21 protein-coding genes, 1 tRNA gene and 2 pseudogenes are annotated in these 22,500 nt (G+C 42.2%); 13 read left to right on the top strand and 11 right to left on the bottom strand.

Translation table 11 applies throughout. The annotated features are described in order from the left end of the window. Positions 1-24: 24 nt before the first annotated feature. The gene (locus ACFI6G_RS01730) at positions 25-1,224 is read right to left on the bottom strand and encodes an MFS transporter (RefSeq protein ID WP_010441184.1); all 1,200 of its coding nucleotides are present in this window, start codon (positions 1,222-1,224) and stop codon (positions 25-27) included. Between the two features lie 110 nt (positions 1,225-1,334). On the opposite strand from ACFI6G_RS01730, the pseudogene ACFI6G_RS01735 reads away from it, so the two are divergent. Together ACFI6G_RS01735 and ACFI6G_RS01740 are read left to right on the top strand one after the other, a co-directional pair. Beyond that, positions 1,335-1,418: pseudogene (locus ACFI6G_RS01735) on the top strand (hypothetical protein); the annotation flags it as partial. A 695-nt stretch (positions 1,419-2,113) separates the two neighbouring features. After that, positions 2,114-2,986, top strand: a complete 873-nt coding sequence (locus tag ACFI6G_RS01740; RefSeq protein WP_016788727.1) for a LysR family transcriptional regulator — start codon at positions 2,114-2,116, stop codon at positions 2,984-2,986. Between the two features lie 89 nt (positions 2,987-3,075). On the opposite strand, the gene ACFI6G_RS01745 is transcribed toward ACFI6G_RS01740, so the two are convergent. Beyond that, a complete protein-coding gene (locus ACFI6G_RS01745; RefSeq protein WP_004734934.1) occupies positions 3,076-3,312 on the bottom strand; it encodes a glutaredoxin family protein in 237 nt (78 codons plus the stop codon). A 153-nt stretch (positions 3,313-3,465) separates the two neighbouring features. Between ACFI6G_RS01745 and ACFI6G_RS01750 the strand changes: the two genes are divergently transcribed. Then, positions 3,466-3,963 carry a YgjP-like metallopeptidase domain-containing protein gene (locus tag ACFI6G_RS01750; protein WP_016768041.1) on the top strand — a complete coding sequence of 166 codons (498 nt, stop codon included), beginning with the start codon at positions 3,466-3,468 and terminating at the stop codon, positions 3,961-3,963. A gap of 4 nt (positions 3,964-3,967) precedes the next feature. Beyond that, entirely contained in the window at positions 3,968-5,269 is a 1,302-nt protein-coding gene (gene rlmF / locus ACFI6G_RS01755) for a 23S rRNA (adenine(1618)-N(6))-methyltransferase RlmF (RefSeq protein ID WP_462710107.1), read from the top strand. A gap of 88 nt (positions 5,270-5,357) precedes the next feature. Here the strand turns inward: rlmF and pilW are convergent, their stop codons facing one another. Together pilW and metA are read right to left on the bottom strand one after the other, a co-directional pair. Then, positions 5,358-6,125, bottom strand: a complete 768-nt coding sequence (pilW, locus tag ACFI6G_RS01760; RefSeq protein WP_010441173.1) for a type IV pilus biogenesis/stability protein PilW — start codon at positions 6,123-6,125, stop codon at positions 5,358-5,360. A gap of 169 nt (positions 6,126-6,294) precedes the next feature. Then, positions 6,295-7,236: a homoserine O-acetyltransferase MetA gene (metA, locus tag ACFI6G_RS01765; protein ID WP_010441172.1), complete on the bottom strand. Its 942-nt coding sequence runs from the start codon at positions 7,234-7,236 to the stop codon at positions 6,295-6,297. Between the two features lie 286 nt (positions 7,237-7,522). Between metA and ACFI6G_RS01770 the strand changes: the two genes are divergently transcribed. After that, positions 7,523-7,891: an ATP-binding protein gene (locus ACFI6G_RS01770; RefSeq protein ID WP_010441171.1), complete on the top strand. Its 369-nt coding sequence runs from the start codon at positions 7,523-7,525 to the stop codon at positions 7,889-7,891. A gap of 84 nt (positions 7,892-7,975) precedes the next feature. Then, on the top strand, positions 7,976-8,398 hold the full coding sequence (locus tag ACFI6G_RS01775; RefSeq protein WP_010441170.1) for a DUF3859 domain-containing protein: 423 nt from the start codon (positions 7,976-7,978) through the stop codon (positions 8,396-8,398). Between the two features lie 105 nt (positions 8,399-8,503). Here the strand turns inward: ACFI6G_RS01775 and ACFI6G_RS01780 are convergent, their stop codons facing one another. Then, a complete protein-coding gene (locus ACFI6G_RS01780) occupies positions 8,504-9,610 on the bottom strand; it encodes a M20/M25/M40 family metallo-hydrolase (RefSeq protein WP_010441169.1) in 1,107 nt (368 codons plus the stop codon). Between the two features lie 261 nt (positions 9,611-9,871). Between ACFI6G_RS01780 and ACFI6G_RS01785 the strand changes: the two are divergent. Further along, a pseudogene (locus tag ACFI6G_RS01785) lies at positions 9,872-10,674 on the top strand (GGDEF domain-containing protein); the annotation flags it as partial. 199 nt (positions 10,675-10,873) lie between these two features. On the opposite strand, the gene ACFI6G_RS01790 reads toward ACFI6G_RS01785, so the two are convergent. Next, the gene (locus tag ACFI6G_RS01790) at positions 10,874-11,059 is read right to left on the bottom strand and encodes a hypothetical protein (RefSeq protein ID WP_010441167.1); all 186 of its coding nucleotides are present in this window, start codon (positions 11,057-11,059) and stop codon (positions 10,874-10,876) included. 273 nt (positions 11,060-11,332) lie between these two features. On the opposite strand from ACFI6G_RS01790, the gene ACFI6G_RS01795 reads away from it, so the two are divergent. After that, the gene (locus tag ACFI6G_RS01795) at positions 11,333-12,001 is read left to right on the top strand and encodes a DUF2726 domain-containing protein (RefSeq protein WP_010441166.1); all 669 of its coding nucleotides are present in this window, start codon (positions 11,333-11,335) and stop codon (positions 11,999-12,001) included. Positions 12,002-12,266: 265 nt separating this feature from the next. Further along, positions 12,267-12,343: transfer RNA gene (locus ACFI6G_RS01800), tRNA-Val, on the top strand. Positions 12,344-12,433: 90 nt separating this feature from the next. Here the strand turns inward: ACFI6G_RS01800 and ACFI6G_RS01805 are convergent. Next, positions 12,434-13,693, bottom strand: a complete 1,260-nt coding sequence (locus tag ACFI6G_RS01805; protein ID WP_010441165.1) for an adenylosuccinate synthase — start codon at positions 13,691-13,693, stop codon at positions 12,434-12,436. Between the two features lie 180 nt (positions 13,694-13,873). On the opposite strand from ACFI6G_RS01805, the gene ACFI6G_RS01810 reads away from it, so the two are divergent. The 4 genes from ACFI6G_RS01810 to ACFI6G_RS01825 all read left to right on the top strand — a co-directional run bounded on the left by ACFI6G_RS01810 (position 13,874) and on the right by ACFI6G_RS01825 (position 18,725). Next, positions 13,874-14,785 (top strand): LysR family transcriptional regulator, encoded by a 912-nt coding sequence (locus tag ACFI6G_RS01810; protein WP_016784492.1) that lies wholly within the window; start codon positions 13,874-13,876, stop codon positions 14,783-14,785. A 290-nt stretch (positions 14,786-15,075) separates the two neighbouring features. Beyond that, positions 15,076-16,062 carry a CDF family Co(II)/Ni(II) efflux transporter DmeF gene (gene dmeF, locus ACFI6G_RS01815; RefSeq protein ID WP_016789535.1) on the top strand — a complete coding sequence of 329 codons (987 nt, stop codon included), beginning with the start codon at positions 15,076-15,078 and terminating at the stop codon, positions 16,060-16,062. Continuing rightward, positions 16,040-16,456, top strand: a complete 417-nt coding sequence (locus tag ACFI6G_RS01820) for a MarR family winged helix-turn-helix transcriptional regulator (protein ID WP_010441160.1) — start codon at positions 16,040-16,042, stop codon at positions 16,454-16,456. Before dmeF ends, ACFI6G_RS01820 begins: the two co-directional genes overlap by 23 nt. A gap of 559 nt (positions 16,457-17,015) precedes the next feature. After that, the gene (locus ACFI6G_RS01825; RefSeq protein ID WP_102357462.1) at positions 17,016-18,725 is read left to right on the top strand and encodes a methyl-accepting chemotaxis protein; all 1,710 of its coding nucleotides are present in this window, start codon (positions 17,016-17,018) and stop codon (positions 18,723-18,725) included. Positions 18,726-18,932: 207 nt separating this feature from the next. On the opposite strand, the gene ACFI6G_RS01830 is transcribed toward ACFI6G_RS01825, so the two are convergent. From ACFI6G_RS01830 to ACFI6G_RS01845, 4 genes are all read right to left on the bottom strand, one after another. Further along, entirely contained in the window at positions 18,933-19,172 is a 240-nt protein-coding gene (locus tag ACFI6G_RS01830) for a PAS factor family protein (RefSeq protein ID WP_065101261.1), read from the bottom strand. A gap of 112 nt (positions 19,173-19,284) precedes the next feature. Then, a complete protein-coding gene (locus tag ACFI6G_RS01835) occupies positions 19,285-19,929 on the bottom strand; it encodes an HAD family hydrolase (RefSeq protein WP_462710108.1) in 645 nt (214 codons plus the stop codon). Between the two features lie 20 nt (positions 19,930-19,949). After that, complete coding sequence (locus ACFI6G_RS01840) at positions 19,950-21,035, bottom strand: class I mannose-6-phosphate isomerase (protein WP_248392559.1); 1,086 nt, start codon at positions 21,033-21,035, stop codon at positions 19,950-19,952. A gap of 2 nt (positions 21,036-21,037) precedes the next feature. After that, positions 21,038-22,492: a mannitol dehydrogenase family protein gene (locus ACFI6G_RS01845; protein WP_462710109.1), complete on the bottom strand. Its 1,455-nt coding sequence runs from the start codon at positions 22,490-22,492 to the stop codon at positions 21,038-21,040. Positions 22,493-22,500: the final 8 nt, after the last annotated feature.

The raw sequence follows: 22,500 nt of genomic DNA on the forward strand, positions 1-22,500 counted from the left end.
ATTGAGTTACAAACTCAGTCATACCTATGCTTGTGCGAGTTTGGAAGCCGATACTTGTAACTGTTTCAACTGATAGACCCATGCAAAAATCGCAACATAGAAGATAGAGCCGCCTGCAATTACGCCATTCCAACCGAATAGTTGCCAACAATACAAGAGTAAGAAACCACCTAGGCTCCCGCCTATGTAATAGTGGACTAAGTAAAGTGCGGTTGCTGTGGCCTTAGCGCTCGGCGCTTTTTGACTTACCCAAGAGTAGGCAAGGGTATGGGCGAAGAACGCGCCGCCGCTAATCAATAACAAACCAGCTAACATGAATGGGACTTTATCGACCGCAGAAATGAGCATTCCGATTAAGCTAATGCACACGCCCATCAAGATACCGTTTAGCGGATCAAAGCGAAGCGTCCATCTGTTGGAGAGCTTAGAACTGACCGTTCCGGCCAAGTAACATAGGAATATCAGCGATGCTAAACCCACAGGTACTGAGTGAGGATCAGAGACCAACCTAAAGCCCATAACCGAATACAGGTTAACGAACAGGGCGAAGTTAGCGCCACCAATCAACATCGCGAGCCATAAAGTACGGTTTTTTAAATGCATAACTACCGAGCGGTTATGGTGAAAGAACAGCCCTTTCTGCGGTTTGAAGTTTTGTTGGTCAGGCAGGCTATACGCAATATAGAGTGCGCCAAGCAAAGAGCCGACAACGAAAAACAAAACCGTTGAGTGCCAGTCAAAATAATCCGTAATCAAGCCTCCCAATACACGTCCGAAAATCCCCCCCAGTGAGTTCGCTGCAATATAACCACCAATTGCCACCGCAAATGCCTTAGGAGATAGCTCTTCAACCATATAAGCAACAGCTACTCCAGCAAACGCAGCGACAGCAATGCCCATAAACGCCCTTGCAATTACAAGTTGCAACAGAGTTGTTGTGAATACCATGGTTAGCCCAATTAGAGGAATCGCAAATAGACTGAACAAGATGATAGGTTTTCGGCCAAAGGTTTCAGAAGCGATTGCCCAAGGCACCAAGCTGATGGAAAGTCCAAGTGTTGTCGCGGCAAACAGCCAGTTGATCTGAGTTTCCGATACTTGGAAGTGCTCCGCCATGTGCGGCAAGATTGGCTGGAAGAGGTAAAGGTTACAGAAAATGATAAACGAGCCAATTGCCAATGATTGGGTGATGCGTTTGTATTGAGGACTGCCTTTATCAAACATTTACGTTGAGCCTGCGCGAGTTAGTAAGCTATTTGTGAACAAGTTATCAGCACAAGCGTAATTAAAGAAATATATTAAAAATATCACCTCTATATATTTAATATATCGCCATGCTTGAATCAAAACCACTTCGTCATTTCTTAGCTGTTGCGCAGTTTGGTAACTTCACTCAAGCCGCCAAAGCGCTGCATATTACCAATCGACTTTGATTTTTTACTGAAAAGTTGGAACCGATATGATGTTTAATTTAGCTATATCACCGCATAACGAAAAGATCCAAGAAAGGGTAAACTTAGTGAATAAGCTAAGATGTTGGTTGAAAATTGATCGTGTTTTTGTTTGTAAAATTCCCCTTAATTTACATAATCAGAGATTATTTAACCGCTACTCGGCATTATTTTTATATTTATGGGCTGGGTATCACTGAAATATAATTCATTTTTGTGATTTAAGTCTAATTATGGTGTTGGTTTTTTAATAATTACATTTACCGAACGCATGTGTTTGTTTGATAATCCTCGAACCAACAGTATGGCGTTTTTATTTCTAAATGATGAAGTGTAAGTGTAAAGAACAAAGAATTATAAGAGTCCAAAGAACTTTTGTTGATAAGATACTTGGCATCAAAGAAAAGTATAGGTGTGTGCTCTGCCATACCATATTTAAGGTCAAAGGACGGTAGTTAGAAAGCCATTTATTGAATGGTTAAAAAGATACATGCCCGTACATCGTATGAATGTACGGGCATTGAGATAGACAATACACAGTTTGTTTTACAAATCTCGCTAGACATGTGCTATTTATTTAGCGCTATGTGAACAAGGTATCAGTACCGTGGTGATTTAAGAAATATATTAAAATATCACCTCTATATATTTAATATATCGCCATGCTTGAATCAAAACCACTTCGTCATTTCTTAGCTGTTGCGCAGTTTGGTAACTTCACTCAAGCCGCCAAAGCGCTGCATATCGCACAGCCTGCATTGAGTATCTCCATTAAAAAACTAGAACAGACACTCGAGTTAATTCTGTTTCGTCGCGGAGATAAATCCGTCACCTTAACGGAAGAGGGAAAGGTGTTGTTTGAACATGCGAAGCGGATATCCCAGCAGTTCGATGATGCTCAACTTGCGATGAATGAGCTAAAGGGACTAGAAAAAGGCGAGGTTCGATTAGGCGCTCCGAGTATGATGGGGAGCTACTTTTTCCCGCAAGTCGTGATGGCATTTAAGAGCCAATACCCAAATCTAAAGTTGACGTTGATTGATGCTGGCACCGCATCGATTCGTGAAATGCTGTTAAACGGCGAACTCGATATTGGTGTAATTAATCATGAGAACGTCCCTGATGATTTGGAAACGGATCATCTGTTAAGTTCTGAGATGGTCGCCGTTGTCGGTAAGGAGCATCCGCTAGCACAACAGCTTTCGATGACCTTTGAAGAGTTCTTTGCTCAAGAGCTAATCATGTTCAAATCAGGCTATTTCCATCGTGACTTTATTGATGCGACCTGCAAGAAATACAACCTCGATATGACTATCGCGTTCGAGACCAACTTGCTTCCTATGATTCTTTCTATCGTTAAACAAGAGTTTGCGATCACCGCACTTTTGAGCTTAGTGACGGAATACGAGAAAGATGTGGTAGGTGTGCCATTTAAAGACCCTGTAAAACTGAATCTGTCTTTGGCCTGGAGAAAGGAAGGGTATTTGTCGAAAGCCGACAGAACCTTTATTGATTTCGTTAAGCGGTATGTGTGATTTAGTAAGATTTAAATAAACAAAGCCCGAACATCCTCGATTGGATATTCGGGCTTTGTTGTATAGAAGTATGACTGGCTCAAAACACGTTAGGTGTTCTTTGAGTTATACATCTTATCGAAGTTTTTCTGATTCCAGCCGACCATCACTTGGTCACCGATTTTCAGCACAGGGATAGAGCGAGCACCCATTGCCTGTAACTCTTTACGACCACGCTGCATTTTTGCATTCGTTAGACGATATTCAATTTTCTTGGAGTCCAAATAGCGTTGCGCATCTTTACAGTGCGGGCATTTGTCTGCGACGTACAATACAACACGTTTCATTTTTACAATCTCTTTTTGAGTCTAGCTCTTGGTGAATCTCACTAAAGTGTAACGAATCCTAGGTGATTAGAAAAGTGTGATCAGTTACACTATGCGGCTCAATTTTCAAGACCACAACGTATTGTCGTGGTGTAACTTGTACGGTCTTTCAGCATGCATCCTTCTTTACGCTATATTCAAGGCTATCCTAAGCACATTATTGATCCTGTGACTCAACTTGTTGAGTCGGGTAAATTGGTGACGTGGTTTGAAGCTCGCTACCCAAAGAATCATGGAATAAAAAGCGAGAAAGCCCTGTTTGACTATGCGATTGAGATAAAAAATCGCTATATGAAAAAAACACCGCCGATTAGCAAAGTGGTTTACGACGGTAAGATCCACCTAATCAATAATGCACTAGGTCTTCACACTTACGTTGCTAAGAATCACGGTGGAAAGATCAAATCGAAGAACGAGATTCGTATCGCCAGTGTTTTTAAAAATGCACCAGAACCTTTGCTGAGAATGCTTGTGGTACACGAACTGGCGCATATCAAAGAGAAAGAGCACGACAAAGCCTTTTACCAACTATGCTGTCACATGGAACCGGAATATCATCAACTTGAGTTGGATGCCCGTTTATTCATGATGTATTTAGATTTAAAGAAGTAGCCCAATGAGCCAATCACAAAATAGAACTACGCTAAGCCTGTCGAAAAACAGCACTTCATCAGTAAAAACAAAAGACAATCAAAATAAAGAAGATAGCGACAAGCGTATTTCTACAAAGAACACATCTGATAAAAGTCGCAAGAACAGCGTATCTAAAGGCGCTGGTAATAACAAAGCAAAGCGACCTTTTGCTAAAGATAACAAAGGGAAGCAGGGTGCGAATAAAGGTTCATTGAATAAGGGTTCTTTCAATAAAACGGCTTTTAACGAAAACGCAGCGCAGAAAAGACGTTCCGCTGAAAAACCTCAAGGCGGATTGCACCCAAGAAATCAACATACAGGCCGATACGATTTTGACCTGTTGGTCGCAGCACTGCCTGAATTGAAAGAACACCTGATTAAGAATCCAGTAGGGGAAGATACGGTTAACTTTTCTGATCCTCTGGCGGTCAAGCTTTTGAACAAAGCCTTACTTGCCCATCATTACGGTGTGAAGCATTGGGATATTCCTGCGGGTTACTTGTGCCCGCCAATTCCTGGCCGTGCTGATTACATCCACAGAGTGGCAGATCTCCTGAATAGCGATGGCCAAGGTGAACCTTATAACCATGCTTCTGTTAAAGCGTTGGATATTGGTGTTGGCGCGAACTGTATTTACCCAATCATTGGCGCGACAGAGTATAAGTGGCGCTGTACGGGGACGGATGTAGATCCTGTCTCAGTAAAAACAGCAAACTTCATTGCGGAGAGTAATGCGAACCTAAAAGGTAAGATCCGTACTCGCTTACAAGCCGACTCTGAATCTATCTTTAAGGGCGTGATTAAAGATAATGAACGTTACGATGTCACAATTTGTAACCCTCCATTCCATAGCTCTCTAGAAGAAGCGGAAAAGGGTTCACAACGTAAGCTGGATAACCTAGCGGCAAACCGTGCTAAGAAAGCCGGTCAGTCGTTCAAGCCAGAGACGAACAAAAAGTCAGTTAAGTTAGATAAATCAACTAAGCAAGAGAAACCAACCTTAAACTTTGGTGGCCAAAAGTCTGAACTTTGGTGTCCGGGTGGTGAAGCCGCTTTCATTATGAAGATGGCGAGAGAGAGTCAACTTTTTGCTACTCAAGTCTTGTGGTTTACGACATTGATTTCTAAGAAAGACAACATCGGTATGGTTCGCTCTGAGCTAGGTAAGCTACGCGCTAAACAAGTGAAAGTGGTCGAGATGTCGCAAGGCCAGAAGGTGAGTCGCTTTATCGCATGGACCTTTATGGACGATGAGCAAAGACAAGAGTGGATTGCGCTTAAATAGTGGCCGCACTTAGTTAAGACATTAAGCTGAAATATGGACGGGCTTGTTGTTAACGCAACAAGCCCGTTTTTTGTGTTTTGCATAATCGTTAAGCAGAAAGCAATTCATCTAATTTACTCTGATACTTCTGCTCTAGAGCACTATTACCCGCTTTATTTTCGAGATCGACCAAGATTTTAAGCGATGGAATTTGATAGCCATAACGCTGGTGGAATTTGAATAAACGAAGTCGAGCTTCATTGTAATCGGCGTCACTCACTTCGATTTTTGATAACTGTAGTATCGATTTTACGCGGTTTGGGTCATGGTCAATCGCTCTGCTGAAGTAGTATTTTGCTTGGTCGGTATTACCAGCCTTAAATGCACAAAACGCCGCGTTTTCATAACTTGCTGAGACGAGATAGTAGTAGGGCTGGTCGATGGCGCGATTGAAGTACTTATCGGCTTGTTCGTATTCACCCTGTTTACACAAAAATGTACCGTAGTTGTTCAATACATTGCCGTTTCTAGAATCTAGACTCAATGCCTTTCGATAAGTAGATCTTGCTTCGTCTACTTCGCCCACTCGTTCGTAGTAATGCGCCATTGAAAGCCGAGCACGGTAGTAACTAGGTGCGTGTCTAATTGCGAGCTCAAGATTTTCACGCGCTCTCACCATATTGCCTTGTCCCATGTAGCCCAAGCCCAATTCGATTCGAGATTCCGACATAGCGATAGGATCACTTTCAATCTTTGGTGGACCTTCAGTGACAGAGACGCAACCGACTAATGAAAGCGAGGCGAGGAGTACCATACTTGATAATGAAAGGGGGCGGGATAACGAAAAGGGTTTAGGTAATAATGGCTTGGCAGGCATGTGAAGCTCCTTATGAACACCAACCCATCATATGAAATCAAACCCATTGAAGTGGTAAATCTATTATGGAATGCGACCCACACACCATAAAAAAACCGCGCCCAATTCGGTGTTTTATCAACAACCTAATGAACGCGGCTTTATATGTTTGTGAATCGGAAGAAAAAACTTAATCGTCTTTGGTAAAGTTGTCTTCGCTGAAGTGATCCAAATCGTAAGGCGTTTGTTGATAAACGCAGTAGTTCAACCAGTTTGAGAATAATAAGTGACCATGACTACGCCAACTTGCAACGGGCTTGTTGTCTGGATTGTTGTTCGGATAGTAGTTGATTGGAATAACCGGCTCCATCCCTTCGCCTAAGTCGCGGATGTACTCATTGTGAAGCGTATGAGCATCATACTCAGGGTGACCCGTTACGAAGACATTTCGTTTGTCTTTGGTTGCGGCTAAATATACGCCTGCAACATCTGAAGTCGCGAGAACATCGAGATCAGTATGCTCTGCTAAGTATTCCTGAGAGAAATCAGCATAGCGAGAGTGCGGAGCTAAGAATGTATCGTCGAAGCCACGTAATATAGGGTGGAATGGATTGTGTATCTCGTGGTTATAAACACCAGACAGCTTCTCTTTACGAGTGCGCTTTGGCAGATCATATAAGAGCTTTAATCCTGCTTGAGCGGCCCAACATACATACAAAGTAGAAGTGACATGTTTGTTTGCCCATTCCATGATTGTTTTTAGATGGTCCCAATAGATAACATCTTCAAATTGAACCAAACCAAGTGGTGCTCCAGTGATGATCAGTCCATCAAAGTTGCGGTTTTTTACCATCTCAAATTGACGATAAAAGTTATCAAGGTGTTCAGTTGGCGTGTTTTTACTTGGTCGGTCATCAATGCGCAACAGTTCTACATCGACTTGCAATGGGCTGTTTGACAGTAGGCGTAAGAATTGAGTTTCAGTTTCAATCTTCTTCGGCATTAGGTTGAGGATCAAGACTCGAAGTGGACGAATTTCCTGTGTCGATGCTCTTGATAACGGCATAATAAAGATGTTTTCTTCACGAAGAACATCGGATGCTGGCAATTGGTCTGGAATGCGAATAGGCACAGCTTTCTCCCTAAGCTAGATATGTAGACGTCTATACTTCTAAATCTATAGTAGTTTGATACGCTTGTCGACATGCAAAGTGGATAGATGTAAATATTTTGTGTTTTATACCAGTTGAGATACCGAGTTTCTTGGAGAACTGAAGTCTGGTCTTTCAAACGTAAACTTGGCGTTATAGCTCAGTGCGTCGGTTTGAAAACTGGCAGATTGCCAAATGTCAGTTATCAAAGCAACTCGTTGGCATTTAAGATAAACTCACGCTTTTAAACAGACCATAAAGTATCTGATGAAGTTAATACTCATTCGAGGGTTGCCCGGTTCTGGCAAGTCAACAAAAGCAAAAACCTACGATGCACTCCACGTCGAAGCCGATATGTATTACGTGAATGAGAAAGGTGAGTACCGTTTTGACCCTAAGCAGTTACAGCAGGCACATAAGTGGTGTCAGAACACTGTAGAAAACGGCTTGAAACAAGGGCTAGATGTGGTTGTTTCGAATACCTTTGTTAAGCATTGGGAAATGAAGGCCTACCGCCAACTTGCACTCAAATATAAAGCAGAATTGGTTATCGAAGTGTGCCGAGAGCAATATGGCAGTATTCACGATATTGAACCGTCAGTGATTAAACGTATGGCGAAAGACTGGCAAGAATAGCCGTGTTCGGGGTTTAATGTCTGTACTCATAGTGAATGACAAACAACATCAATTATATAGAACAACATCAAGGTAACGATTGAAATGGCAAAGCGCTCTGTCATGGTCGACATGACTTCTTATGGTATCTATTCCACTTGGGATTCCAAATCAAAAGATCTTCCAAAAATCCAAGAGTTCACCACCATTGTCGACGCTGAAATCGATGTCGAATTTGGTTATATTCTGAATATCAAAAAAGCCAAAGGTGAGAAGATCCGTTACTGCATTTATCACCCCAATATCACTACAGACAAAGGTGAAGTGCTCGAACCGTTCGATGGCGAAGAGTATGTCGGTAACAATGATTGGGATTTCTACTTAGGTGACACTATCTGGGCGCCTGTCTCGAACAAGCTGGGCAAATGGCGCATGACGGTTGAGCTAAAAGGCAACATCATCGCCGACAAGACATTCGACCTAGTAGCAAAAGACGAAAGCCAGTTTTGGAAGCGTAGAGGTTTTTAGGCTAGAACTTCTGGCTAAATTCAGATACAAAAAAGCCGAGTCACATGTGAACTCGGCTTTTTGATATTGGCTAAATGGCTTTCACCACCTCGCTAACAAGTAAGATTATTGTGTTACGTAAGCCACTACAAACTCAGTGATTGCGACCATGTCTTTCACTGCAATGTATTCTTCAGTGGTGTGAACTTTCGCCATACCAGTAGAAAGGTTAACCGTTGTTAGGCCTTTCGCGTTGAAGTTGTTTGCATCGCTACCACCACCAGTGCGTTTGGTGTTTGCGGTTACGCCAAGCTTCTCAAACGCTGATTTGATAGAAAGAATATGCGGGTGATCGTCTGCAATAACGAATGCATCGTAAGCTCGAGTAGAGTCGATTTCTACTTCAGCGCCGAACTGCTTCGCACTCTCTTGGAATGTAGAGATCATGTGCTCAACTTGAGCTGTTAGCTTTTCGCCGCTTAGAGAACGAGCTTCAGCCACGACTTTAAGCTCTGGCATTACGATGTTAGTCGCTTGACCGCCTTCAACAATACCAACATTTGCTGTTGTTTCTTCATCGATACGAAGCAGGTTCATCTTAGTGATTGCGTCTGCAGCCACTTGAATTGCGCTGATGCCTTCTTCTGGCGCTAAACCAGCGTGAGCAGGGCGACCTTTGATCTTCGCAACAATTTTTTGCTGTCCAGGCGCTGCGTTTACGATGGTACCAATCGGGCCACCTGTATCAAGCACGATAGCGTGCTCAGATTTGATGTAAGACATATCGAAGTTCAAAGAGCCGAATAGACCGCCCTCTTCGAATACAGTAAATGCAATCTCAATAGTTTTGTGTTCTTTGCCTTCCGCTTTAATTACGCGAACCGCTTCCATGATAGCTGCGATACCAGACTTATCGTCGCCACCCAGAATAGTGTTGCCTTTTGAACGGATGATGCCGTCTTCTATGATTGGCTCAATGCCGATACCTGGCGTTACTGTATCCATGTGGCAGCTGAATACAGTGCTGCCTGAAAGAGTGCCATCTAAACGTGCATAAATATTGAAACCGTTCGACACTTCTTCTGGAACAGCCAGTTTATGTACGTCAAAGCCTAATTCGCCTAGCTGCTCAGCCAGCGCTTCAGCAATGGCTTTTTCGTTACGTGATTCACTATCGATTTTCACAAGATCGCAGAAATGGTCGACAAGGCGTTGTTCATTAATTTGGGTCATTGTTAATTCTCATTATGCTTCCGCTTGTTCTAAAAAATCCGCGGAGGTAGGAACAGGAAAATCACTATAACGCCAATGAGGTAGATGATTGCCTGAGTTAAATCAAGAAAGTCGCCTGATTATTCTAATTAGTGAGAAATACACGTCGTCATTCTGCTAAATAGCGATATTTTAATCTGCATAGTGATCGGTATAATAAGTTTCTAATATAAGTAAACAGCAGTGATATGATCACTCAATTTGTAACGGTCTTAATACATGATATTGAGTGATCTTGAACGAGTATTTGCATTTTTTGAAGTGGTTGGGAGCAGAAGTTGGAAAGTGCTAAGCTTAAAAACACTGGCTGAATATTACGAATCCCAGGGTGACCTTGATACTGCCCAGAAATACTACAAACAATATTATCATGGCAACAAAGCGCTGCTGTTTGATAAAAGGCAGAGCGACATTTTCTTATTAGAACAAGATTATGCAACCGCGACACTCGCCAAAGAAAATGAGCTACTCAATACTGAAAAAGACCTCAACGAATTATTACTTCAAAAGGAACAACTTAGAAACAGAATCGTGATCGCATTAATTATAATGGTCAGCATTAGTGCTATATTGCTGGCGATTAGGCTTCGCAGTATTCTAAGCAAAAATAAGGCTCTTATCACTTAATCGACAACGTGTGAGTTAATGGGGTTATACAACCGACGTTATCTAGAGCAATTATTGACTCAGCCAATGCCATTTGATACTTCGCAGTTTGGAATCTGTATAGTCATTCTAGATCTCGACCACTTTAAGCGTGTTAATGACACCTTTGGACATGATGTTGGTGATGAGGTATTAGTGGAAGTTGGAAGGAGTGTAAAGTAACACTTATACCCAAATGACGTAGTGGCTCGCTGGGGGTGGAAGAATTTGTTCTGTTGTTGTCTGGTTCCATTGATAGGCACTCCGGCTCTCTAAACCTCACTACATCGATAGGGGCATCGATTGGTATTTCTCAAAACCAACTCAACCAAGATACTTACAAAAAGTACCTTAAAGCCGCGGATGATGCATTATATTAAGCGAAAGAGTCGGGTAGGAATCAAGTCATCATCGCTGAAAGTTAATTACTGATTAGAAAACATAAAGCCATTCTGATCTTCGTGAGACAAGAATGGCTTTTGGAATACTTTCAGAACGCTAATATCAAAGTTTGAGTTAAATATGGGTTTTACTTAGCGATATCTTGAATTTGTCTATATCAGTCTTGTTCAATTCGGCTTATTTGGCGATACCTTGCAGCATTTCGACCAGCTCACCTTCTGTAGTCGGTTCTTTAGACAGTTCAATGACTGCTGAAGAACCGCCTTTTAACATATAAGCTTGCGTTCCGCAGTGATCATAGTGGAACCATTTACCACTTACACACACGTCGGTATAACATCTTGGGTCTTGTTTAAGTTCCATATCAATTTCCTTATTAACATTTGCCTAACGTTTTTCAGGCTAATTGATCACAAACTGGCACTAATTGATCTATATCAATTTTGAGGCTAAATAATAACCGAATACTCAAATAAGAGAGCTGTGTCGGTTATCTAAAATCTCAAATCAAGCAGTTAGCGAACAACTCTAAGAGAAAGGTCGTGATTCGAGTTAACAACTGATTCTCTTTTTCTTGCCACATGATGCTTTTCTACTTACGCTACAATCACTTTAATCTCCCTACTTGCGTGGAACATGACTAATATTTTTATCGTTGTAGTGGTGCTTGTCGTCTTCTTTTACTTCATTCAGAAGTACGTATTTAAACATGACGACACAAAAGACCACGCTTATCAAAAAAAAGGGGCATTGCTCAACGTACAGCAAGCCACTTTTTATACGGCCTTGATCTCAGCAGTGGGTAATCATGGCGTGGTGTTTGCAAAAGTGAACATGGCGAACGTGCTTGCTCCTGCAAAAAGCAATACTAAGAAAAACTGGTTTATTGCCAATAACAAGATATCTCGTAGCTATTTTGATTTTGTAGTGTGCGACCCAAGAACATTAGAGCCACGTGTCATCATTGAACTCGATAATGGGAAAGAGTTGAACAAAGGCAAAGTTGACCGAGAAAAGCTGCTCATTCACGTTTGCAAGTCAGCAGGCCTGCCGTTGATCGGTGCATCGGTGAAACACAGTTATCAAGTGAGTCGCTTAAAGAGATTGTTGGCGGCACATATCGATCTTATCGAACCATCAAAGGAAGTTCGCTTCTGTAAAAAGTGTGGTAGCCCGATGATCATAAAATTGGCTAGCCAAGGCGACTATAAAGGACGACGCTTTTTTACTTGCAGTCGCCAGCCTAACTGTACTTATACTGAGAACTACAACGTGGTGTTCGATAGCGAAGAAGAGTCAAACTAATATCTCAAGCTAAAAGTTCCGTTGGAGGTTTAAAAGACACAAAGCATGTCTATGTAGCTAGCCAGTAAAGTTGACTTGAAATGTGATCTATCTCAACCCGTTGATCTGCTTTGTGTTTAAAATTTATTCTGATTGTTGTTTTTAAAAGCAAACGAACAGTTTTGTGCAAATTTATCCTTGCACGCTACCCATTCACTCGTTATTATCCATCTCGTTCTGAAGCGTTAGCCACTTAGTAAAGCGGTTAGTTAAGTTTCACAGCATTGCCCGCTTAGCTCAGTTGGTTAGAGTACTTGCATGACATGCAAGGTGTCACTGGTTCGAGTCCAGTAGCGGGCACCAAATTCAAAAGAAAGCCCACCTAGCGTGGGCTTTTTTGTGCCTGTCGTATTTAGCTAGAACTAGCCGTCATAGCTAAATACCTAGAGGGATTTAGCCTCGAATGATCATTTGCTCGCGCTCAGGACCTACCGATACCATCACGATTGGTACGCCCATCAACTCTTCGATGCGAGTTACGTAATCTTGTGCCGCTTGAGGAAGGCTTTCAAACGTGCGGCAGCCAGTGATGTCTTCATCCCAGCCTGCCATGTCTTCATACACGGGCTTTAGCTCAGCTGTCTGTGGCCAAATTGGATTCTCAGTGTGCTCACCTGAGTAAGCAGTACAGATCTTAAGTTCGGATAAACCAGATAGGCAATCAATCTTAGTTAGTGCGATTTCAGTCGCGGCTTGTAGGTCAACACCGTTGCGAGTAGCTACTGCATCAAAGTACCCCATATCACGTGGGCGACCCGTAGTTGCACCATATTCGTTGGAGCTTTCGCGGAAGCTGTCTTGCTCTTCCATTGCAGTTACTAGCGTACCAGTACCAACAGACGAGCTGAACGATTTAGCAACAGCAATAACACGCTCAGGGCGAAGGGCAGGTAAGCCACTACCGATACCCGCGTAAGCTGCGGTTACATTAGAAGACGTCGTCCAAGGGTATTCACCGTAGACAAGGTCACGGCCTGCACCAAGTTGAGCTTCAAAAAGTAGGTTTGCGTCTTGTGATTGCAGTGCTTTAAGAGGCTCAGTCACGTTGCAGATGAATGGGCGCCAAGCCTTAGTCACTTCAAGTAGCCATTCTGTCATTTCAGAAGCTGTCTGAGTGAAATCACATTGAGGGTATAGCGCTTTAAGTTGAGGCATCTTCCAATCAAGCAGGAATTGAATGCGTTGCTCTAAAATCTCAGGTTGATTCAACCAGCCCACAAGAATGCCTTTTTTCATTACACGATCGCCGTACGCTGGTGCAATACCTTGACGTGTTGAACCGTAAGCGCCGTCGCCCAAACGCTCTTCTTCAAGCGTATCTTCAAGGGCGTGTAAAGGGAGACACAGTGTCGCACGATCTGAGATCGCCATTTTAACTTTGATGCCAGCCTCTTGAACTTCTGCAATCTCTTGAGTTAGCGCAGCAGGGCTGATCACCATGCCTGGGCCAAGAACCGCTGTACAATCAGGATTAAAAATACCACTTGGTAGTTGGTGCAGTTTAAATGTACCGAAGTCATTTACTACGGTATGGCCTGCATTGTTTCCGCCTTGAAAACGAATGCTAGCAGAAGCTTGGTCTGCTAAAAAATCGACGATGCGGCCTTTGCCTTCATCACCCCAGTTTGCGCCCACAACAACGATAGATGGCATAATTTTTCTCCTAACTGATTGAGAAATCATGTTAGGCCTACAAGGTGGATAAGAGAAATTAATTATCTTTATTATCTTGATAAGAATTTCATATATCTCTAAAGTCTTAAACCATAAGCGAGATTCCCTATTGGGTTCGTCTCTCATTTTAGAGAATGATGCAAGGAACACAGGAGAGATATGATGCTCGATATTAATTTGTTGAAGACGTTTGTAACGCTTGCGGAGTACAAGCATTTTGGGAAAGCAGCCAATGCACTACACATGACACAACCCAATGTGAGTTTGCACCTAAAACAACTAGAACAACAAACACGCATAAAGTTGATAGACAGAAGCCCATTTCAATTGACTCAAGCGGGTGAACGGCTATTGGAAACGAGCCAAAGAACGTTACTCGAACTACAGATTTGCCAGGCAGATCTCAATGCTATTAACGATCTCAAAATTGGCACTTTGACTATTGCTGTCAGCGACATCATTTCTCGATTCTTGTTGATTCGTCCTTTCCAGAAGTTCAAAGCACAGTATCCGGGTATAGACCTAACATTGTTGAATACCACATCATCTCAAGCATCGAGCCTAATCAAAAACGCTCAAGCGGATCTTGGTTTTGTTATCGCTAAAGAACAACACAATGAGTCGTTATATTTCACTAAGCTGCAGGATCTTTCTTGGTGTGCGCTAGGCGATGGGTTTGATATTCAAGGGGCTGAAAGAAATATAGAGAATGAGGTTAAAGGCGCAGAAGAAGATTCTGAGCTCACCTTAATTCTACTTGGCCACGATACGAGAACGCGTGATTTCATTGATGAAGGTTTACCAAACCTGAATCTACCAAATTACAGGGTGATGGAAGTAGGGAGTGTCGATGCTCAAATCGATTGGGCGGAAGCGGGGTTTGGTGTGGCGATTGTTCCAGAATTCGCGGTATCCACCAAGCAGCATCTGCATTCGAAAGTGACACCATTAACGAACTTTTCTAGTACGAGCCTTGGCTATATTGTTCGCCAGAACCAAGTATTGTCGAAAGCGACCAAGCAATTGTTAGGTTGGGTGAATGATGAGATTAGTCTGCTGCAAAACAAATAAGCGCCATCATTGACTTTGACTTACCTAAGCCTGCCTAGTATGGGCTTTTTTGTGCTTAACAAGCGCAGTTCTTTTGCAACCAATGGGCTATAGGGCTAATTGGAGCGCACATCAATTATTACTTTCGCAAACCAGAGCTTTGAAATTCGTCGTTGACAAAGTTTGACAATCAAACTAAATTTCAATCAATTGATTTGATAATCAAATTACTTGTGAGTCAAAGGGAATTTGTCAGCACCATGCCCTAATGACAGATAGCCCTAACCACAATACCAACTAAGGACGCTATTTTGAGTTTTCCAACACGTCACCAACACAACTTTTCTTCACATAACAGCCAAGGTGAGAAACGCACATTCTATGTCTTGTTATTGACCGTCGTTACTATGATTGTCGAAATTATTGCGGGTACCATTTACGGCTCTATGGCATTACTCGCCGATGGTTGGCACATGGGGACGCATGCTGCAGCGTTTGGCATCACCTTATTTGCATACCGTTATGCGAAGAAACATGCCGAGAGCGAACGTTTCTCTTTTGGTACAGGTAAAGTTAGCGTGTTAGGGGGCTACACCAGTGCGATTGCATTGGGGATAGTGGCACTATTGATGCTGGTGGAATCGGTGCATCGTTTGTTTAACCCACAAGCAATTCAGTTCAATGAAGCGATCATCGTTGCCTGTATTGGCTTAACCGTGAATGTGGTGAGTATGTTTTTACTCGGCGATCACCATCATGACCACGGACACGAGCATGGCCACAATCATAGTAAGAATCATGATCATTCACATAGCCATGATCACGACAGCGACCATAGTCATAAGCATGGTGAGCACCATCATGACCATAACCTACGCGCAGCCTACATGCATGTGTTGGCGGATACTCTGACGTCTCTGCTTGCGATTGTTGCACTGTTATTTGGTAAGTTCTACGGTTGGAACTGGTTGGATGCCGCAATGGGTATGATTGGCGCACTAGTAATTGCAAAGTGGACGATGAACCTGATGAAGCAGACCAGTCCAATCCTACTGGATGAGAATATTGGTGACGACTACCGTCAAAGCATCACCGAAGCTTTGGCTTCTTACGCCATTGTAACAGATTTTCACATGTGGAAGGTGAGCGGGCATCACTACTCAGCGGCGATTACTCTTGAATCAAACAGTGATAAAACCATCTCTGAATATAAACAAATGCTCGCCAAGTTTGATAAGATTAACCATCTTACTCTTGAAGTGCACTCAAACGGCCATGCGAAATATAGAACAGCTTAATCAAATACTAACCGAGTTCTACGATAAAATGTCTTCGTGGGAGCAATCTGTTGTCAAAGAAACGGGTTACTCCTTAGCGCAAGTTCATACCATCGAAGTGCTTGGTATGCATGGCGCGTTGAGAATGAAAGAACTCGCAGAAAAGCTCGGCATCACTACAGGCACACTCACTGTTCAAATCGAAAAGCTAGTGAAAGCCGAATTGATAGAGCGCCATGAACACCCAACCGACCGACGTGCGATAGTCGTAGCGTTGACCGATGAAGGGCAGAAGATCCACCTTCATCACAATCAGCTTCACTTGAATTTGGTCAATGAACTCACACAAGAATTCGAAGAAGACGAAAAAGTCGTATTGCTGAAATGTCTGACAAAAATGGTAAAAGCATTTTAGTTCGAGTGAGTATAAAGCTGAGAACGAATAGCGACAACTAACCGCTAGCAAGAACATAGATAAGTGGATCGTACCCGAGTAGGGGCGGTCCATTTTTTATGAATCGAAGAAATTGAGCATAATTTTGGTTCCTCTGATGAGCCCAAATAATGTCATTATAGCAACCGAGGTCAATGCAGTATGAAAGTTATTTGATTCAAAGCCTTACGTAGCCTGCTGTTTAAGCCTTGTTCGACCCGTCAAATAGCTGCCTCCCAAATCTATAATTCAACTAATGTACATGTTAGAAATTTGTGTTATTGATAATTCTAACTTTAGGTGCGCTCTCATTGGTAGCTCAAATCCAATTGAGAACAGTACGAGTTAATCACTATATAAATAACCTAGGTTATGCAAACGACTAGAGCTAGATAGATAACTGAAGCTAGATAAACATAAAAATAAGATAACAAAAGTTACACAAAAACTTAGATACCTATTATTAGATTAGTAAAGACGAGTCACATACATGAACATAAAGAACAAGCTCTATTCATTGGGAATATTTTCCATTTTCGGCATGATTGCATTGCTGTTTACCACTTCACAATTTGCAGATACCACGGCTCAAATGAGCCAAGCTAAACAAATCACCAAGGAACTTGAAGTACGATTGCTTAACCTTCGCCGCAACGAAAAAGATTTTTTGTTACGTAGCGATTTAAAATATCTCGATAACTTCGATGTTAACTACAACCAATTTTTAGAATCTGAATCTCAGCTCAATACCGTACTTAGCGATTTGGGTTTGGCCAACAGAGCACGGTTACGTGATGACATTGAAGCCTACCAGGTAAGCTTCGTTGAATTGGCGAAAGCTTATGAAGTCTACGGATTAGCACGAGATAAAGGCTTACTCGGTCGATTTCATGAAGAACTAGACAGCATCGGTGCAACAGTCAAAGCAGAGCAACAAGTCGAACTGTACTTGTTTAATGATCTGATTGAAAAGGGCATATTCGATCCAAGTGGTCTTTCAGTTAGTTCAAGCAAGTTGTTAGATACCGCTAAACAAGTGGTCGCACAGAAGCAAGTCATTGGCTTGAAGCACAACGAAGGTCTGTTAGGACAAGCACGCTCCGGTTCTCATGCTATAGAAACTCAGTTTAAAGAGTTCTCAGCGGTGTTAGAGCAACAAACGCAACAAGAGATGGACAAGCTATCGCTGATTAACAATATCCTTTGCGTCACATTGCTTGTGTCGATCATTCTGTTCAGCTGGTTAATTGTCCGCTCTATCATCGGTAAAATTGAATCTCTACTTTCGGTGATTCGTAACATTGTCGATTCTAACGATGTGTCCATTCGTTCACACATTGATGGCAAAGATGAACTCAGCACGCTAGGCCAATATTTCAACCAATTGCTTGATCAGTTGGAAGGCTTAATCGCGGCGTCTCAATCTAAGTCACTGCAACTGACGCAAAGCACGTCGAACATGCATGATGAGCTTGAATCGGTCATCAAACAGTTTGAAGTGCAAGCTGACCATACTTCAACCATGACCACTTCAGTGCAAGAAATGGTGCTCACCATCGGTGAAATCTCAGAAAGTACATCTGTGGCTGCGGAGGGTGTCCAGCAAGCCAAAGTGAATGCTGATAAAGGTCGTGAAGTGGTTGTAGACACTATAAACAATATTACCCAGCTGTCTGAACGTCTTTCAAGCAGCCAAGACTCGATCAGTTCATTGAACCATCATGTTGATCAAATTGGCGACGCGGTCAATATCATTCAAGGGATTGCAGAGCAAACCAATCTGCTAGCATTGAATGCAGCCATTGAAGCCGCGCGAGCAGGTGAACAAGGCCGTGGCTTCGCTGTGGTTGCGGATGAAGTACGAGCGCTGGCGAGTAGAACGCACCAGTCAACCACTGAAATCACCAGTGTAGTCACCGCAATCCAAAGTCAAATGAACGCTTCGATGACCGAGATTGGAGAGTGTAACCAACAGGGCCAATTGACTCTGAAAGATTCTGAGGAGCTAGACGCTAGCTTGCAGCTTATCTTGAGCGACATGGAAAGCATTCAAGGTAATTCAGAACGTATTGCATCAGCGATTGAAGAGCAGGGTGCTGTAATGGCGCAAGTGAGTGACTCAATCACCGAGTTAAACACTATCTCTAACGACAACAATGCTTCAGCGCAGCACTGTCTAGTTGAAGTCGATAAAGTCGCAGAGCAAGCCCATGACATGGATAAAGCCGTGGCGCAGTTCAAGACGTCGTAATTGATAATGATTTGAAAAGCTCTTAATAAACGGGAAAACGAGATTTAAGTGGGATGAAAACAAAGGCGCAGATAATCTGCGCCTTTTTGTATTTTGAGTGCCTTAGATATGATTTGCCTTGTCAAAAAAAGACCCTGCTCGGGGGAGAGCAGGGTCTTTGGTTCAAGAACGCTTGTTACTGTTGCTGTAACTATTACTGTCGCGTTGTTATTTACTTCGGCCTTCCAACACTTCGAGTGCAAGCTCGACCGCTTTGTCGATGTTGTCGCATCCGGCTAACTTACCTGAACTAATCGGGCCCAAAACGTTAGCGTATAACGAGATCTGCTTATTAAATGGCAGGCTCAACTGCTCATATAATCGCTGTCTAATCTCGGCATGCTGCTCAGGAGCGTGTGCAGCAAGGCTTTTTAAAGTGTCATAAACAAGAGTGGTGGTAGTGTTCATATGGCGCTTTATCTTTGAGTGGGGGATTTCTATTTTAATATCATTTGGGTACAAGTTGCTGTGATATATATCATACAATAAGTCAAATAAACTTAGAGTGGGCATTTTGGTCTTAACTGACAAGTGAGAAATCATCAATGATTTTTAACGCACCTGAAAAATCATTGTTTATGTTGAAAGAATGTTGAAATGCAATGACCTCACAACCACTTGCTAATCCAGCTTTAAGCCCTGGGGTGGAGTCTTCAAAGATAATGGCTTTATCTGATGTTACATTTAATCTGGATAGCGCCAACAAATAAGCTTCAGGATCTGGCTTGTGCATTGAAACATGCTCTTTAGCGATGACAAGATCAAACAAGCGATCAAGTTTACAAGCTTTTAGTATTTGGTTAGCCATCCACTGCTGTGCAGAGGTGACAACCGCACATTGCTTGCCTGAAGATTTTAGTTGCTTTAGAAGGCTAATAACCCCTTTATTGATAGATAATTTTTGTGAAAGGAGTAATTGATAATGTTCTCTAAATTTGTCGTTAAACTCTTGTATCTCTGGTTCGATTCCACCAATTTTGAAAAAATATTGGACGACATTTTCCCATTTCATACCCATTACATTTTGATAAATACGGTAGTCAACGATGGAACCATAGTCTTTACAGGTCAGCGCTAATGCTTGGCCTTTGAGAGGCTCGGAGTTTACTAATGTTCCATCCATATCAAAGATAAAGGCGTCGTAATAAAGGTTTATTGGTTCCATTTCAATACGTTAACTCATGATTAATTCGTTAATGGTGGGTAGCATTCAATAATCTCGACGCCATCGTCTGTTTCTATCGTGATATTTTCAATGCCAGCCGGACAGAAAAATCTATCGTACTTATTGAGTACTAAAATTTCTTCGTCTAATTTAATCGTGCAACTGCCAGCAGAAATAACACCGACATAAAAGTCGCTCTCAGATTTGATGATGTTGCTAATGACTTTTGTGCGACAAACTCGATATCTGTCTGTTGTTTTGTCATCAATGAGAGATTCTTTTACCGATCCGTCAGCATAAGTTGTTAATAGTTGAGGTGTCTTCTTGTTCTGAGTTGCCACAGTTTCAACCGACTTCTCTGAATAGTCAAAAACATCAAGGCAAAAGTCCAAATCTCGCTTCATGTAGCGAGCTTCTTCAGGAAGTGTATAACCGGCTCGTTCAAACTCAAATCGAACAGCCCAGTCCGATGGTTCCATTATCTCAATCATTAGAATGCCTTCGCCAATCGCGTGAGGCATTCCTCCTGGAATAAAGTAACACTCACCAGGAGAGACTTTGATTTTTTCGAAGCAAGTTTTCAGCCGGTTAATGTCTTGTTCAACAATAATCTCTTTTAACGTTTCTTTCGTCGGAGGCGTCTGAAATCCGAGATAAATATAAGGATCATCAATTTCTTCACGAACTTGCAAAATATAGTAGGCTTCAGCCTTACCTGAATTTGAATCTAGGTGCTTTTGGGCAAACTCTCTGGTTGGGTGTGCTTGGAAATGTAAGCGAATTGAAGAGTCTAGAAACTTAATCAAAACCATAGGGTTAGGACCGAATCTACTGAAGTGCTCTTTACCTAAAAAATACTCAGGATCTTGATCTAATAACTCGGCGAAATCGAGTGAGTGATCGCCGATAATCGCAGTTGATTGACCTTCACTGATTGTTTCTCGACCTGGATTAACGGCTTTAGTGACCGATGCAATCCAGTCTTCAGGAAAATGAGAGTCGACCGGAACGCTTTCGTTATTAATTTGGTCTAAAACTCTACCGCCACTGTAAGAGCGCCAAACGCGGTTTTGACCAAATCGAATTAACTTATTTTTGTATTCCATGTCTAGCCCTTTAAGTTCAGTGTTTTTGTTAAGTTATGTAAAGTTTGCATTGCACCAACCTCTTGAATACGTTCGAAAAGGTCGACTATCTTATTTACGAATTCGGCATCTGCAAGAAGGCTAGATTCAAAAATACTATCAATACTTAATAAAGAAACGACAGCCTCACTAGGCGTTTTGCTTTCTTGTTTGATTTGCTTGAACACGCTAGCCATTGGATCATGAACCTCGATAGCATAGCCGTTGTCATCCGTGCCAATCACATAAGCCATCCACCCTGCAATGCCCAACTCTAACCAAGTTGTTTGAACCGCATTTTTACGGTTATATTTGAGAGATTCACAAAATCGAGGTGGTAATTTCTGACTTCCGTCGGTTGCTATCTGAGAGGTAAGGTGCTTTAAATTTGGGTTAGAGAAACGTTCAATCAGCGAATTTGCGTAAGCTGCAATGTCAGTTTCCTTTGGTAACGACAATGAAGGCGCTTGCTCATTCATCATGAAGTCTAGGATCACCTTCTTAAAATATGGGTCTGAAATCGCTTCTGACACATACTTATAACCACTCAAGTATCCCAAGTACGCAAGAAGTGAGTGACTACCATTTAGCATGCGTAACTTCATCTCTTCAAAAGGTATGACATCATCGACGAATTGCGCGCCCACTTCATCCCAATTTGGTCGACCAATTACAAAATTATCTTCTATTACCCATTGTCGAAAAGGTTCACAAGCGATGGAACATGGATCCGAGTAGCCGATAGCTGTTTCTATATAAGATAAGCTTTCTTTACTCGCCGCTGGAACAATACGGTCAACCATGGTGTTTGGGAATGTGACATTAGCCTCTATCCAAGAATACAGCTCCAAGTCGACCAATTTTGCAAAACTAAGAATAGCCGACTTCGCTACTTCTCCATTGTTTTGAATATTGTCGCAAGACAATACGGTGAACGCGTTAATATTCCTTTCTTTTCTCAGTCTTAAACCTTCAACGATATAACCGATGGCGGATACTGGACGAGAAGGTGAGTCGAGATCGAGCTGGATAAGACGGTTGTTAACATCAAGAGAACCAGTACTTGGTTCAATGCAATAGCCTTTTTCTGTGATAGTCATTGAGACTATACGAACGTTTGGATTCGCAATTTTTTCGATGATAGTCGACTGACCGTCTAGATCTGGATGTAAGGATTGAGTGATTGCCTTTGATATTTTTATTTGCTCGCTTGTCGCACCTCTCTCCAAAACAGTGTAGCAATGACCTTGCTCTCTTAACTGCTGAATAAGCGATTGTGAACCAAATAAGTTAATGGAACAGATCGTCCAGTTAGACTTTTTATTGTCTAACAATTCACTTGTATATAAAGCTTGATGAGCTCGATGAAAAGCCCCTAAACCAATATGAATGATTTCTTGATCTTCCTTTATGTATTGATTATTAACGTTTTTATTCATTTTATTGA

The sequence above is a fragment of the Vibrio sp. PSi01 genome (assembly GCF_054960695.1).